Below are 13,796 nucleotides of genomic sequence, written 5' to 3' on the forward strand. Positions count from 1 at the left end.
GGGCGTTACCGTCGTGCCGTGCTCGTCGCCGCCGCCCTCGTCCCGGACACCGTGCTCCTGCTGCCCGGGGCCGGGGGCCGTGGACCGGACGACGCCGCGCTCGCGACGCTGCGGGCGTCCGCGGCGGCCGCCGTGGCCGGGGCCGTGACGCGTGTCGCCCGGGTGGTGGTGGTCGCGCCCGGCCCGGCCGACAGGTCGCCGGCCGGCGTCCTGCACCTGGGCGCCGCGGCCGCGGGCGTCCCGGACCGGCTGCTGGCCGACCCCGTGCCGGACGTGCGGGTGACTGCGGTGCCCGGCGGACCACCCGCGGCCGCCGGCGGTCCGGGCACCTCGGCCGTCGTGGGGGCGCGACTCGCGCTCGCGGCGGGCGTGGCGCCCGTCGGTCTGCACGTGGTCGAGGTCGCACCCGGGCCGGCCGCCGCCCTGCGCGCGACGGGTGCGGCGCTGGCCGGTGGGCCGCCGACGGCGTTCGTCGTGGTCGGCTCGGGATCGGCACGCCACGGCGAGGGCGCGCCGCTGGCCGCGGACGAGCGCGCGGAGGAGTTCGACGACGCGTGGGTCGCGGCGCTGCGCACCGGTGGTGCCGTCGCGCGGGACGCGCTGGCGGGGGTCGACCGCTCGCGGGCCGCCGAGCTCGGCGTGACGGGGTGGGCGCCCTGGCAGGTCCTCGTCGGGGCGCTCGACGCGGGCGGGTCGGTGGGCAGCAGTGCGACCCAGGTGTCCGCGACGGTGTGGCGGGGCGCGGCGCACGCCGCCGTGACCTGGGTGGTCGCGCCGTGAGCCTCGTCGTCGCCGTCGTCGGGCCCACCGCGACGGGCAAGTCGGACCTCGCGCTCGACCTGGCGCAGGCCCTCGGCGCGGAGATCGTCAACACCGACGCGATGCAGCTCTACCGCGGTATGGACGTGGGGACCGCGAAGCTCGCGCCTGCGGAGCGTCGCGGCGTGCCGCACCACCTGCTCGACGTGCTCGACCCGCGGGAGGACGCGTCGGTCGCGGACTACCAGGTGCTCGCGCGCGCCGTCCTGGCCGATCTGGCGCGCCGTGCGGTGCGCGCCGTCGCGGTCGGTGGCTCGGGACTGTACGTGCGTGCGCTGCTCGACCACATGGAGTTCCCCGGCACCGACCCCGACGTGCGCGCACGGCTGGAGGAGCGCGTCGAGTCCCAGGGTGCCCGTGCGCTGCACGCCGAGCTCGCCGCCGTCGACCCCGCCGCGGCGGAGAGCATCGGGCCGCGTAACGCCCGCCGCATCGTGCGTGCGCTGGAGGTGGTGGCCCTCACCGGGCGCCCGTACTCCGCGAGCCTGCCGCGGCACGAGTACGAGGTGCCCGCGGTGCAGATCGGGCTCGACTGCGACCGTGGCGTCCTGGACCGGAGGATCGAGGCCCGCGTGGCGCGGATGTGGGACGGCGGATTGCTCGAGGAGGTCCGCGGGCTCGCGGCGCACGGCCTGGGCCGCACCGCGTCGCGCGCCGTCGGCTACGCGCAGGCGCTGGCGCAGCTGCACGGTGAGCTCGACGAGGCGGCGGCCCGCGCGGCGACGGCCGCCGGGACGCGCCGCCTCGCGCGCAAGCAGATGGGCTGGTTCGGGCGTGACCCCCGCGTGCACTGGCTCGACGCGCAGGACCCGGACCTCGTCGCCCGTGCGCTCGACCTCGTGGCCGCGGCCGACGAGGGCCGGCTCCCGGCGCCCGACGTCGCCGGGCCGGTGCGCCGTACCCTGGGGTCGTGAGCGCACCGAGCATCCCGTCCACCCTCGCGCCCCCGGCGGACGCCGCGGCGGGTGCCGTCACGCTCGCGGTGACCAAGGGCCACGGCACGCAGAACGACTTCGTGCTCGTGGACGACCGTGCCGGGGCGCTCGACGTGACGCCCGCGCTGGTGGAGCGGCTGTGCGACCGGCGCGCGGGCGTGGGTGGCGACGGGCTGGTCCGGCTGGTCGCGACGCAGCACGTGGCGGACGCCCCCGACGCCACCCGCGGCACCACGTGGTTCATGGACTACCGCAACGCCGACGGCTCGGTGGCGCAGATGTGCGGCAACGGCGTGCGCGTGTTCGCGCGCTACGCCCAGAGGCTCGGGCTGTGGGACCCGGCCGACGGCCCGCTCGCCGTCGGCACCCGCGCGGGCGTGCGCACCGTCACGACCACGGCACCCGCCGTCGGCGACGGTTCCTGGTACTCGGTCGACATGGGACCGGTCGCCCTGCCCGGCGGCGACGCGGCGCTCGCGGCCGGCGGTGACGCCGAGGTCGACGTCCCGGGGCTCTCCGTCACCCGGCCCGGCCTGTCCGTCGACGTCGGCAACCCGCACACCGTCGTGGTGCTGGCGCAGGAGGCGGACCTGGAGCGTGTCGACCTGACGCACGCCCCCGGCGTGCGGCCCGTCCCGCAGGACGGCACCAACGTCGAGCTCGTGGTGCCGCTCGGCGAGGTGACCGGACCGGACGGCGCCCCGGTCGGCCGGATCCGCATGCGCGTGCACGAGCGGGGAGTCGGCGAGACGCGGTCGTGCGGCACCGGTGCCGTTGCCGCGGCCGCGGCCGTGCGCGCCTGGGGCGGTCCGGGGGCGCCCGACGTGTGGCTCGTCGACGTGCCGGGCGGCGCCCTGCGCGTGACGCTGCGCGCCGACGGGCACGCCGACCTGGCGGGACCGGCGCTGCTGGTCGCGGACGCGACCGTCGACCTCGGCGCGCTGCCCGCGTGAGCCCGGTGCTCTCGCCCGCGGACGTCGGCGAGCCCCTGGGGGAGCGCGCGACCCTCCTGCAGGTCTCGACCGCGTTCTGCGCGCCGTGCCGTGCCGCCCGCCGCGTCCTGGCCCGCGTCGCCGGCGCGGTGCCGGGGGTGCGCCACGTCGAGGTCGACGTCGCGGACGCGCCCGCGCTGGCCGCGGCGCTCGAGGTCACCGCGACGCCGACGGTCGTGGTGCTCGACGCGAGCGGCGCCGTCGTGCTGCGAGCCGAGGGGGTGCCGACGGTGCGTCAGGTGGTCGCCGCGCTGGCGTCGGCGCTGCCGGACGACCCGGGCGTCGACGGTGCCGGGCCGGAGGGCGTCGCGCCGGGTGCCTCGTCCTCGCGGGCCACCGCGCCGCGCCCGCGCTCCGTGGGGGGCACGCCCACGCGGGACGAGACGAGCGTGGCGGCCAGGGCGAGGACGGCCGTGAGCGCGAACGCCGCCGCGAACGGCCCGGGGTCCGTGTAGCCGCGGTCGCCGCCCGCTGCCACGAACACCACGCCCGTCATCGCGAGCGCGAGCGAGGCGCCGACCGAGTCGGCGATCGAGTTCGCCGCGCTGTTGCGGCCCTGGTCCTGGGGCGTCGACCACCCCAGCAGCAGCACGTTGAGCCGTGAGGACCCCAGCCCCATCCCGGCGCCCGCGGCCGTCCACACGGCCACCACGACCCAGGCCGGCAGGTCGAGGGCGGTGGCGACGGTCGCGCCGCCGACCCCGCCGAGGACGAGCGCCGTGCCGAGCCGCGCGGCGGTCCGGCTGGGCAGCCGCAGGCCGAGGCGCCCCTGGACGACCGAGGCGGCGGACCACGCGAGCGCCGCGGTGGACAGCCCGAGACCGCTCGCGGTCGTGCCCCACCCGTCCCGGTCGACCAGGAGGTAGGGCACGTAGACCTGCGCGCCGAAGAACGCCCCCGACAGCAGCAGGCGCGTGGTCACGACGCTCGGGAGGCCCGGGCGGGCGCGCAGCGAGCCGCGCGGCACCAGGGGTCGCGTCGCGGCGACGGCGCCGACGGCGGCGGTCGCGGCGACGACGTGCGACCACGGCTGCGGCAGCTGCGCCGAGACGTTGAGGGCCAGCACGGCGCCGGCGACGACGACCGACCAGCCGACCCGGCGTCCTGCGTCGTCGCGACGTGCCCCGGGCGCGAGCGCGGGGGTGCCGCCGGCCGGTCCGAGGCCCCGCACCGCGCCGAGCAGCGGCAGCGTCGCCGGCACCACGAGCACCGCGACGCCGAGGAACACCCATCGCCAGCCCGCGAGCTCGGCGACGAGACCGGCCACCGCGGGGCCGACGATCGAGGGCAGGACCCAGGCGGTCGAGAACCACGCGAACACCCGCGGGTGGAGCACGGCCGGGTACGCCCGCGCCACGGCCACGAGCAGCGTCACGTTGACGACCCCGCCGCCGAGGCCCTGCGCGAGGCGTCCGGTGACGAGCACGGGCATGGTCGTCGCGGCGCCGGCCACGACGAGTCCCACCACGAACAGCGCGGTGCCCGCCGCGAACGGTGCCGCGGGGCCCCGGCGGTCCGACCACGCACCGGCCACGACCATCCCGACGACGCCCGTCGCCAGCGGACCGGCGAACGCGAAGGCGTACAGGGCGCGCCCGTCCAGCACGTCGGCCACCTGGGGCATGACCGTCGTCACCGCGAAGGACTCGAACGCCACCAGCACGACGAGGGCGAACATCGCGGACGCCGTCGTGCGGCGCGCCCGCCACATCGCCTCCGGCGACGCGTCCCGCTCGGCGTCGGGCGTCACGGTGCCACGCGCAGCACGCGGAAGCCCTTCGCGCTCGCCTCGCGGGTCGTGGGCAGGCCGGCCTCGTCGGTCAGCCAGCGCTGCAGCGGGTCGGCACCCAGGTTGCGGCCCACGACGAGCCAGGCCTCGCCCCCGGGGGCCAGCCGGGGCAGCCACCGCGCGAGCAGGTCGTGCAGCGCCGGCTTGCCGATGCGCACGGGCGGGTTGGACCACACGGTCGCGAACCGCACGTCGTCGGGGACGTCGTCCGGCGCGACCGCGACCACGTTGGACAGCCCGAGCCGGGCGGCGTTGCGACGCACCAGGTCCAGCGCCCGCTCGTTGACGTCGACGGCCCACACGCGCGCCTCGGGGGCGAGCAGCGCCAGCGTGAGCGCCACCGGCCCCCACCCGCAGCCGAGGTCGAGCAGGTCACCGCGCGGGGGCGGTGCCGGGACGGTGCGCAGCAGCACCTGCGTGCCGAGGTCCACGTGGTCGGGGGAGAAGACGCCGCCGGCCGTCTCCACGTCGACGTCGCGCCCGGCGAGGTGGACGTGCCGCGTGCGGCGCTGCTCCGCCGACGCCGGCCGTGCCGTGAAGTAGTGCTCGCCGAGGTCGTCGTCGCTGCTGCTCACTGCCAGAGGCTAACGCCGCGAGGGCCGTGTGCCGGCAGCGAAATCCCGTCGCGTCCCTCGTACGTGCGTGCGATCCTGGGGGCACCCCAGCTCGTGACGAGAGGACCCGCGTGAACGACCGAGAGCACACCACCGACGAGGCGCAGCAGGCGCCGGTGCGCAGCGCGCAGGAGGTGGCCGACGACGTCGTCGCGCGGGTGCTGGCACGGGCCGGGACCGCGGTGCAGGACGGCGGCACCACGCACACCTCGTACGACGGTGCGCAGCTCGACCTCGAGGAGCGGACGTCGCTGCGCCGGGTCACCGGGCTGTCCACCGAGCTGCAGGACGTCTCGGAGGTCGAGTACCGGCAGCTGCGGCTCGAGAGGGTCGTGCTCGTGGGTGTGTGGGGCTCGGGTACCGCCGAGGAGGCGGAGATCTCGCTGCGCGAGCTGGCCGCGCTGGCGGAGACGGCCGGGTCCGAGGTCCTCGACGGCCTGCTGCAGCGTCGGCGCACCCCGGACCCCGGCACGTTCCTCGGCTCGGGCAAGGCGGCCGAGCTCGCGACCGTCGTCGCCGCGGTCGGCGCCGACACCGTCGTGGTCGACGGCGAGCTGGCACCGTCGCAGCGCCGCGCGCTGGAGGACATCGTCAAGGTCAAGGTCGTCGACCGGACCGCGCTGATCCTCGACATCTTCGCGCAGCACGCGAAGTCCCGGGAGGGCAAGGCGCAGGTCGAGCTCGCGCAGCTCGAGTACCTCCTGCCGCGTCTGCGCGGCTGGGGCGAGTCGATGAGCCGTCAGGCGGGTGGCCAGGTCGGCGGCGCAGGCGCGGGCATGGGCTCGCGCGGACCCGGTGAGACGAAGATCGAGCTGGACCGGCGACGCATCCGCAACCGCATGGCCAAGCTGCGTCGGGAGATCGCCGCGATGGCGCCGGCGCGCGAGACCAAGCGGGCCTCGCGCAAGCGCAACGCGATCCCGTCCGTCGCGATCGCCGGCTACACCAACGCCGGCAAGTCCTCGCTGCTCAACCGCCTGACGCACGCCGGTGTGCTGGTCGAGAACGCGCTGTTCGCGACCCTGGACCCCACGGTGCGTCGCGCCGAGGCGGCGGACGGGCGCGTGTACACGCTCGCGGACACCGTCGGGTTCGTGCGGGACCTGCCGCACCAGCTCGTGGAGGCCTTCCGGTCGACGCTCGAGGAGGTCGCGGACGCGGACCTCATCCTGCACGTCGTGGACGCCGCGCACCCGGACCCCGAGGGGCAGATCGCGGCGGTGCGGCACGTGTTCGCCGACATCCCCGGTGCGATGGACGTCCCCGAGATCATCGTGCTCAACAAGGCCGACCTCGCCAGCCCGGAGGCGGTCGCCCGGCTCCGCTCGCGCGAGGTGCACTCGATCGTCGTCTCCGCGCACACCGGGGAGGGCATCGCCGAGCTCAGCGAGCTCATCGCCGACCAGCTCCCGCGCCCCGGCGTCCACGTGGACGTCGTCGTGCCGTACTCGCGCGGGGACCTCGTCAGCCGCGTGCACGAGCACGGCGACATCGACCACGAGGAGCACACGGCGGCGGGCACGCTGCTGCGCGCGCGGGTCGACGCCGGGCTGGCGGCCGAGCTCGAGGCGGCGTCCGCCGGCTCCTGACGGCCGGGTGCCCAGGTTCGCCTAGGGTCGTGGGGTGCTTCCCACCGACCTGGACCTGCTGCGCACCCCGGGTGCGCCGACGCTGCTGCCCGACGCGACCGCGGCGGTCGTCGCCGTCACGCGCACCGACCTCGAGGCGGACGCCTACCGGGGCGAGCTGTGGCTCGTGCCGCTCGACGGCAGCGGTGAGGGCACCGGCCGCGCGCGCCGGCTGACCCACGGCCACCGGGACAGCGCGCCCGAGGTGTCGCCGGACGGCCGCCTCGTCGCGTTCTGCCGGGCGCCGCTGACGGGCGGCCCGCCGCAGGTGCACGTGATGCCGCTGACGGGTGGTGAGCCGGTACGGCTGACCGACGCGCCGCTCGGTGCGGGCGACCCCCGGTGGTCGCCCGACGGGACGCGTCTCGCGTTCGTCGCGCGCGTCCCGCAGCACGGGCGGTACGTCCGCGACGCGGACCCCTCGGCCGAGGCCCCCCGGCACATCACGACGTTCGCCTACCGGTCCGACGGCGTGGGCTTCGTGCACGACCGCCCGCAGCACGTCCACGTCGTCGAGGTCCCCGCCGATCCCGCCGAGCTCACGTCGCCGCCCGCCGCGGTGGCGCTGACCTCCGGGGACGCCGAGGTCACAGGGCCGCGCTGGACCGCCGACGGCCTCGCCCTCGTCGCGCGGAGCACGCGCCACGCGGCCCGCGAGCACGACGTCCGGCGCGACGCCGTCCTCGTCGCCGCACCGCGCGACGCGGCGGGGCCCGCACCCGTCGTGGCGCTGACGGACGCCGACGCGGGCAGCACCCTGGCGGTCGACGCCGTGCTGCCGACGACGGACGTCCTGTGGCTGCTCGCGTCCGACCTGGGCCCGGACGGCACCGACACCGTCGCGAGCCTCACCGGGCTGTACCGCGTGCCGCTGACCGGCGCGGGGCACGCGACCCGCACCGCCGGCGTGCCGCAGCGCCTCACCGACGCCGAGCGCGTCGGGCTGGGCGGCGTGCTCGTGGCGTCCGGCGACGACGTGCTCGTCACGGTGGAGGACCGCGGCGCCGTCACGCTGGCACGCGTCGCACCCGACGGGACGACGACCGTCCTGCTGGAGGCGCCGCACGTCGTGCTCGGTGCCGCCGCGGTCGACGGCGACGGCGGGCCGCACGTCGTCGCCACCGCCGCGACGCCGACCTCCGCGGGGTCGGTGCTGGCCCTGGACGGCGGCCCGCGGGTCGTCGCGGACTGGTCCGCGCCGCTGCGCGCGACCGGCCGCACCGTCCTGCCGTCCGAGCTGACGGCGACCGCACCCGACGGGTACCCGGTGCACGGATGGCTGGCGCTGCCGGACGCCGCGCGGCACCCCGGCCCGCACCCCACGCTCCTGATGATCCACGGCGGCCCGTTCGCGCAGTACACGCACGCCCTGTTCGACGAGGTGCAGGTGCTCACGGACGCCGGGTACGCGGTGGTGCTCGGCAACCCCCGCGGCTCGTCGGGGTACGGCCGCTCGCACGGCCGGGCCATCCGGCGGGCCATGGGCACCGTCGACACCGACGACGTCCTCGCGCTGCTGGACGCGGCGCTCGACGGCCACGGCGACGTCCTCGACGCCGGCCGCGTGGGCGTCCTCGGCGGGTCCTACGGCGGCTACCTCACCGCGTGGCTCACGACGCGCACGGACCGGTTCGCCGCCGCCGTCGTCGAGCGCGGCTTCCTCGACCCGGTGAGCTTCACGGGGTCGTCCGACATCGGCTGGTGGTTCGGGCTGCAGTACGTCGGCGACCACGGCGTCGACGCGGACCTCGTGGCCGCGCAGTCGCCGATGGCGCACGTGGGCGCGGTGACGACACCGACGCTCGTGGTGCACTCCGAGCAGGACTGGCGCTGCCCGGTCGAGCAGGGCCAGCGCTGGTACGTCGAGCTGCGGCGGCGCGGCGTCCCCGCCGAGCTGCTCCTCTTCCCCGGCGAGGGGCACGAGCTGTCCCGCTCGGGACGGCCCTCGCACCGCCGTGCGCGGTTCGAGCACCTGCTGGCCTGGTGGGCGCGGCACCTGCCGGTCACCGTCTGACCGACGCGTCCCGGCCGCCGGGCGGCGGCCGGGACTCTCAGCGGGCGCGGCTACGCTGTCGCGGTGCCCGAGCCAGATCCGACGTCCGCCACCGACGTCGACGACGACGGGGCACGCCTCGCGCACGCGGCCGCCGAGGTCGACGAGCTGCTCGACCTGGCCGTCGGTGCGCTCGGCGGTGGGCGGCGCGACGGTCAGCACGCGATGGCCCAGGCCGTCGCGGACGCGCTGCGCACCGGCGAGCACCTGCTGGTGCAGGCCGGCACCGGGACGGGCAAGTCGCTCGGGTACCTGGTCCCGGCCGTGCGGCACGCCGTGCAGAACGACGAGCGCGTCGTCGTGTCCACCGCCACGCTCGCGCTGCAGCGCCAGGTGCTCACGCGCGACCTGCCGCTGGTCACCACGGCGCTCGGGTCACGCCTGCCGCGGCAGGCACAGATCGCCCTGCTCAAGGGCTGGCACAACTACCTCTGCGTGCACAAGGTCGCGGGCGGCTACCCCGAGGAGCAGGCCACGCTGTTCGACGTCCCCGAGCGCGCCGGGGCGGCGGACCACCCGCCGGTCGTCGAGGACGGGGACACGGTCCGCGAGACGCTCGGCGAGCAGGTCGTCCGGGCGCGGGAGTGGGCCGAGGAGACGGCGACGGGTGACCGCGACGAGCTGGTGCCCGGGGTCTCCGACCGCGCCTGGCGCCAGGTGTCGGTCACCGCGATGGAGTGCCTCGGCGGCGTGTGCCCGATGCTCGCCGAGTGCTTCCCCGAGGCCGCGCGGGCCCGGGCCCGCGCGGCGGACGTCGTCGTCACCAACCACGCGATGCTCGGCATCGCCGCCTCCGGCTCGCCCAACGTGCTGCCGGAGCACCAGGTGCTCGTCGTGGACGAGGCGCACGAGCTCGCCGACCGCGTCACCGCCCAGGCGACGGCGGAGCTGTCCCTGCCGACCGTCGAGCAGGCCGCGCGCCTCGCGCGGCGGCACGGCGGCGTGCCGACGACCGACCTCGACACGGCCGGCCAGCACCTCGCCTCGGTGATCGTGCCGCTGCCGGAGGGGCGGTTCCCCCGTGGCATGCCGGAGGACGTCCGCCTCGCGGTCGCCGCGGTCCGGGACGCCGCGCGCACGCTGCTGACGGCCCTCAAGCCCGAGGCCGGGTCCCGCGACGCGGGCGACGGCGGCCGCAAGATGGCGGCGTCCGCGATGCTCGCGCTGTTCGAGGTCGCCGAGCGCATGGCCGCCGACCCGGAGCAGAACGCGTCGACCGTCCTGTGGTGCGCACGGAGCGAGGACCGCCGCGGCATGACGACGACCCGCCTGCACGCGGCACCGCTCGCGGTGGCGGGCCTGGTGCGGACGAACCTGCTGACCGGGCGCACCGGGGTGCTCACGTCGGCGACGCTCACGCTCGGGGGGTCGTTCGACGCGGCGGCACGCTCGGTGGGTCTCGCGCTCAGGCCGGACGCCGCTCCCGTCGGGCCGGTGGCGATCGCCACGTCCGACACCGCCGCCCCGGCCGCGACGCCGCGCGGCGACGACGTGCTGCGGTGGCGCGGCCTCGACGTCGGCAGCCCGTTCGACTACCCCCGGCAGGGGATCTGCTACGTCGCGCGCCGCCTGCCGCCGCCGGGACGCGAGCCGGCCACCGACGCGCAGCTCGACGAGATCGCCACGCTGGTCGAGGCCGCGGGCGGCCGGACGCTCGGCCTGTTCACGTCCCGCCGGGCGGCGACCGTGGCGGCCGAGGCGATGCGGGAGCGGCTCGACGTCCCCGTCCTCCTGCAGGGTGACGACCAGCTCCCGTCCCTCGTCGAGCGCTTCGCGGCCGACGAGCCCACGTGCCTGTTCGGGACGCTGTCGCTCTGGCAGGGCGTGGACGTGCCCGGGCCGGCCTGCCGGCTCGTGATCATCGACCGCATCCCGTTCCCGCGTCCCGACGACCCGGTGCGCTCGGCGCGGTCCGACGCCGTCGCCGCGGCCGGGGGCAACGGCTTCATGTCGGTGGCGGCCACCCACGCGGCGTTGCTCCTCGCGCAGGGGGCGGGACGTCTCGTGCGCTCGGGGAAGGACCGTGGCGTCGTCGCCGTGCTGGACCCGCGCCTCGCGACCGCCCGGTACGGCGAGTACCTGCAGCGGTCCATGCCGCCGTTCTGGCGGACCACGGACCGTGACGCCGTCCTCGCCGCGCTGCGCCGCCTGGCGGGTTCGGACTAGCCTCGTGATCGGGGCGTGCCGGACCGGGCGGGTCTGCCTCGGTTCCGCGTTCGACGCCCGTGACGAGGGGAAACGACCATGGCCGAAGCCATCGAGGGCGACGAGCTCGCCCTCAGCCCGTCGCCGTCCGTGCCACGGCGCACGTCCAAGCTCGGCATCGTCGGCGCCGGGGCGGTGGGTTCGACGATGGCCTACGCCGCGCTCATGCGCGGTGCGGCCCGCACGGTCGCCCTGCTCGACGTCAACCGCGCGAAGGTCGACGCCGAGGTGCTCGACCTCTCGCACGGGATCCAGTTCACGTCGATGGCGGAGGTCATCGGCTCGGACGACGCGGCGGTGATGGCCGACTGCGACGTCATCATGTTCACGGCCGGTGCCAAGCAGAAGCCCGGGCAGTCGCGCCTCGACCTCGCCGAGGCCACCATCTCGCTCGTCCGCAAGGTGCTGCCGGGCCTCGTGGAGGTCGCACCGAACGCGGTGTACGTCATGGTGACCAACCCGGTGGACGTCGTGACGTACGCCGCGCTGCAGATCTCCGGGCTGCCCCCCTCGCAGCTGTTCGGCTCGGGCACCGTGCTCGACTCCTCGCGCCTGCGCTACCTCATCGCACGCCACACGGGGGTCGCGGTGCAGAACGTGCACGCGTACGTGGCCGGCGAGCACGGCGACACCGAGCTGCCCCTGTGGAGCTCGGCGACGATCGGCGCGGTCCCGATCCTCGAGTGGGAGGGGACCGGCGGCAACGGGCCCCTGACCCGCGAGGTGCGCGACTCCATCGCCCGCGAGGTGGTCGAGTCGGCCTACCGCATCATCGAGGGCAAGGGGGCGACGAACTACGCGATCGCACTGGCGGGGTCCCGCATCATCGAGGCGGTGCTCAAGGACGAGCGCCGGATCCTCCCGGTCTCCTCGCTGCTGGACAACTACCTCGGCATCTCGGACGTGTGCCTGAGCGTGCCGTCGATCGTCGGGTCCTCGGGCGTGCTCGAGCGCCTGGAGGTGCCGATGTCGTCCGACGAGATCACGGGCATGCGTCGTTCGGCGCAGGCGGTGCGCTCGGTCGCCCGGCGCTTCGGCTTCTGACCGCGGCGGTGCACGGGGGCGGTGCGGTGCGACCGCCCGCCCCCGTTCCCGTGGTGGACCGTCCGTCAGCGGCGCCGCCGCGCCTCGACGAGTCCGCCGTGCAGGGTGGTCGCCCTGCAGGGTGCTCGCCGGGGGCGCCGTGCGCCGACCGGGTCACAGGCTGCGCAGCACGCTCACGACCCGGCCCAGGACCGTGGCGCCGTCGCCGTCGATGGGCGCGTACGCCGGGTTGTGGGGCAGCAGCCAGACGTGCCCGTCGGCGCGCTTGAAGGTCTTGACCGTCGCCTCGCCGTCGATCATGGCGGCGACGATCTCACCGTTCTCGGCCACGGGCTGGCGGCGCACCACGACCCAGTCGCCGTCGCAGATGGCGGCGTCGATCATCGAGTCCCCGGCCACCTTGAGCAGGAAGAGGTCGCCCTCGCCGACGAGCTGGCGCGGCAGGGGGAAGACGTCCTCCACGACCTGCTCGGCGAGGATCGGCCCGCCCGCGGCGATGCGACCGACCACGGGGACGTACGACGGGGCGGGGGAGTTGTCCCGCTCCGGGGCGTCCGGGTCGAGCAGCGGCGCGCCGGACCGCGACGCCCACGGCGCGACCGAGCGCGCGTCGTCGGGCTGCACGACCTCGATGGCGCGCGGCCGGTTCGGGTCCCGGCGCAGGTAGCCCTTGCGCTCGAGCGACGTCAGCTGGTGCTTGACGCTGGACGGGCTGGTGAGACCGACGGCGTCACCGATCTCCCGCATGCTCGGCGGGTAGCCGCGCTGCTCCACGGAGGCGCGCACGGTCTCCAGCACGAGCCGCTGGCGCGTCGTCAGGCCGTCGCCGGGGACCTCCTCGACCTCCGCGGGCGCGCCCGCGGGCGCCCCGTGCGGTCTGCGTGCCTGCATCGTCGAGCCGTCCTGCACGTCCACTGCGCCTCCTGCCGTCGGTCCGTCGCGAAGCCCGTCGGGGACCCGCGCGTCGTGGAGCACCCTGCGCCGCCCGTCCCGGCCGGCCGGTGACCGGTCGGGCGGCTCGCCGCCGGGTCGGCCGCGGACGGCCTCGTCGGAGCGATGTCGGTGGTCGGTGGTGCACTCGTCGCAGCACTCACCCTAGGGGTGCGGGGTGGGCGGATCAAACACCTGTTCGAGCGTGTCTCGACGGATGTCGGCCGGCTCTGGTAGACATCGTACAGATGTTCGACGAACATGTGTTCGACGGGCGAGGCTTCGGAAGGTGCTGGTGGTCGCCGCGGCGACAGCGGCGGCCGGACGGGCGAGGAGAGGAGCACGACATGAGCGCGACTTCGATCGCACCGCGGGTGCACGGAACGGGCCGTACTGCCGCTGCACCTTCTGGCGTGGCGCGCGGTGCTCGTGCGGTGCCGGCCGCGGGCCCGCTGCGGCTCACCGCCCGTGGTCGCGCCGTCGTGTGGCTGCTCGGGCTGGTGCTCGCCGGTGGCGTCGGGGGAGCGGCCGCGTCCGCGTACGCCGACGGGCCGACCGCGGCGACCGAGGTGCGACGCGTGGTCGTCGCGCCGGGTGACACGCTGTGGGCGATCGCCGCGGACGTGGCGGCCCCGGGCGAGGACGTGCGCGACGTCGTGCTGGAGCTCATGGCGCTCAACGAGCTGCCGTCGGGCGGCCTCCAGGCCGGCGCGACGATCGTGGTGCCCGTCGCCTGAGGCCCCGTCGTCCGGTGGGCGGCCCGGCCCGGAGGCGCGGACGTCCCAGA

11 protein-coding genes and 1 pseudogene are annotated in these 13,796 nt (G+C 76.6%); 9 read left to right on the top strand and 3 right to left on the bottom strand.

Features of this window, described 5'->3' with window-relative positions:
* The first annotated feature begins 18 nt into the window (after positions 1-18).
* From NP075_RS07955 to NP075_RS07970, 4 genes and pseudogenes are all read left to right on the top strand, one after another.
* Positions 19-780 carry a class III extradiol ring-cleavage dioxygenase family protein gene (locus NP075_RS07955; protein ID WP_227565015.1) on the top strand — a complete coding sequence of 254 codons (762 nt, stop codon included), beginning with the start codon at positions 19-21 and terminating at the stop codon, positions 778-780.
* Positions 777-1,733, top strand: a complete 957-nt coding sequence (gene miaA / locus NP075_RS07960) for a tRNA (adenosine(37)-N6)-dimethylallyltransferase MiaA (protein ID WP_227565014.1) — start codon at positions 777-779, stop codon at positions 1,731-1,733. The genes NP075_RS07955 and miaA overlap by 4 nt, the downstream gene beginning before the upstream one ends.
* On the top strand, positions 1,730-2,707 hold the full coding sequence (gene dapF, locus NP075_RS07965; protein WP_372456724.1) for a diaminopimelate epimerase: 978 nt from the start codon (positions 1,730-1,732) through the stop codon (positions 2,705-2,707). Before miaA ends, dapF begins: the two co-directional genes overlap by 4 nt.
* A gap of 5 nt (positions 2,708-2,712) precedes the next feature.
* Positions 2,713-2,964: pseudogene (locus NP075_RS07970) on the top strand (thioredoxin family protein); the annotation flags it as partial.
* Between the two features lie 17 nt (positions 2,965-2,981).
* Here NP075_RS07970 and NP075_RS07975 read toward each other — a convergent pair.
* Complete coding sequence (locus tag NP075_RS07975) at positions 2,982-4,496, bottom strand: MFS transporter (protein ID WP_227565013.1); 1,515 nt, start codon at positions 4,494-4,496, stop codon at positions 2,982-2,984.
* Entirely contained in the window at positions 4,493-5,110 is a 618-nt protein-coding gene (locus NP075_RS07980; protein ID WP_227565012.1) for a class I SAM-dependent methyltransferase, read from the bottom strand. Before NP075_RS07980 ends, NP075_RS07975 begins: the two co-directional genes overlap by 4 nt.
* A gap of 110 nt (positions 5,111-5,220) precedes the next feature.
* Between NP075_RS07980 and hflX the strand changes: the two genes are divergently transcribed.
* The 4 genes from hflX to NP075_RS08000 all read left to right on the top strand — a co-directional run bounded on the left by hflX (position 5,221) and on the right by NP075_RS08000 (position 12,079).
* Positions 5,221-6,738 carry a GTPase HflX gene (hflX, locus tag NP075_RS07985; protein ID WP_227565011.1) on the top strand — a complete coding sequence of 506 codons (1,518 nt, stop codon included), beginning with the start codon at positions 5,221-5,223 and terminating at the stop codon, positions 6,736-6,738.
* 34 nt (positions 6,739-6,772) lie between these two features.
* Positions 6,773-8,791 carry a S9 family peptidase gene (locus NP075_RS07990; protein ID WP_227565010.1) on the top strand — a complete coding sequence of 673 codons (2,019 nt, stop codon included), beginning with the start codon at positions 6,773-6,775 and terminating at the stop codon, positions 8,789-8,791.
* A gap of 63 nt (positions 8,792-8,854) precedes the next feature.
* The gene (locus NP075_RS07995; RefSeq protein ID WP_372456723.1) at positions 8,855-10,996 is read left to right on the top strand and encodes an ATP-dependent DNA helicase; all 2,142 of its coding nucleotides are present in this window, start codon (positions 8,855-8,857) and stop codon (positions 10,994-10,996) included.
* 78 nt (positions 10,997-11,074) lie between these two features.
* Positions 11,075-12,079 (top strand): L-lactate dehydrogenase, encoded by a 1,005-nt coding sequence (locus NP075_RS08000; protein WP_227565009.1) that lies wholly within the window; start codon positions 11,075-11,077, stop codon positions 12,077-12,079.
* A 153-nt stretch (positions 12,080-12,232) separates the two neighbouring features.
* Here the strand turns inward: NP075_RS08000 and lexA are convergent, their stop codons facing one another.
* Entirely contained in the window at positions 12,233-12,970 is a 738-nt protein-coding gene (gene lexA, locus NP075_RS08005; protein ID WP_227565057.1) for a transcriptional repressor LexA, read from the bottom strand.
* A 386-nt stretch (positions 12,971-13,356) separates the two neighbouring features.
* Between lexA and NP075_RS08010 the strand changes: the two genes are divergently transcribed.
* Positions 13,357-13,746, top strand: a complete 390-nt coding sequence (locus NP075_RS08010) for a LysM peptidoglycan-binding domain-containing protein (protein WP_227565008.1) — start codon at positions 13,357-13,359, stop codon at positions 13,744-13,746.
* The last annotated feature ends 50 nt before the right edge of the window (positions 13,747-13,796 follow it).

It is taken from the genome of Cellulomonas wangsupingiae, assembly GCF_024508275.1.
Lineage (GTDB): Bacteria > Actinomycetota > Actinomycetes > Actinomycetales > Cellulomonadaceae > Cellulomonas > Cellulomonas wangsupingiae.

Coding starts and splice junctions, on each gene's coding strand:
- NP075_RS08010 (WP_227565008.1), top strand. CDS start 13,357: ATGAGCGCGACTTCGATCGCACCGCGGGTGCACGGAACGGGCCGTACT.
- NP075_RS08000 (WP_227565009.1), top strand. CDS start 11,075: ATGGCCGAAGCCATCGAGGGCGACGAGCTCGCCCTCAGCCCGTCGCCG.
- lexA (WP_227565057.1), bottom strand. CDS start 12,970: ATGCAGGCACGCAGACCGCACGGGGCGCCCGCGGGCGCGCCCGCGGAG.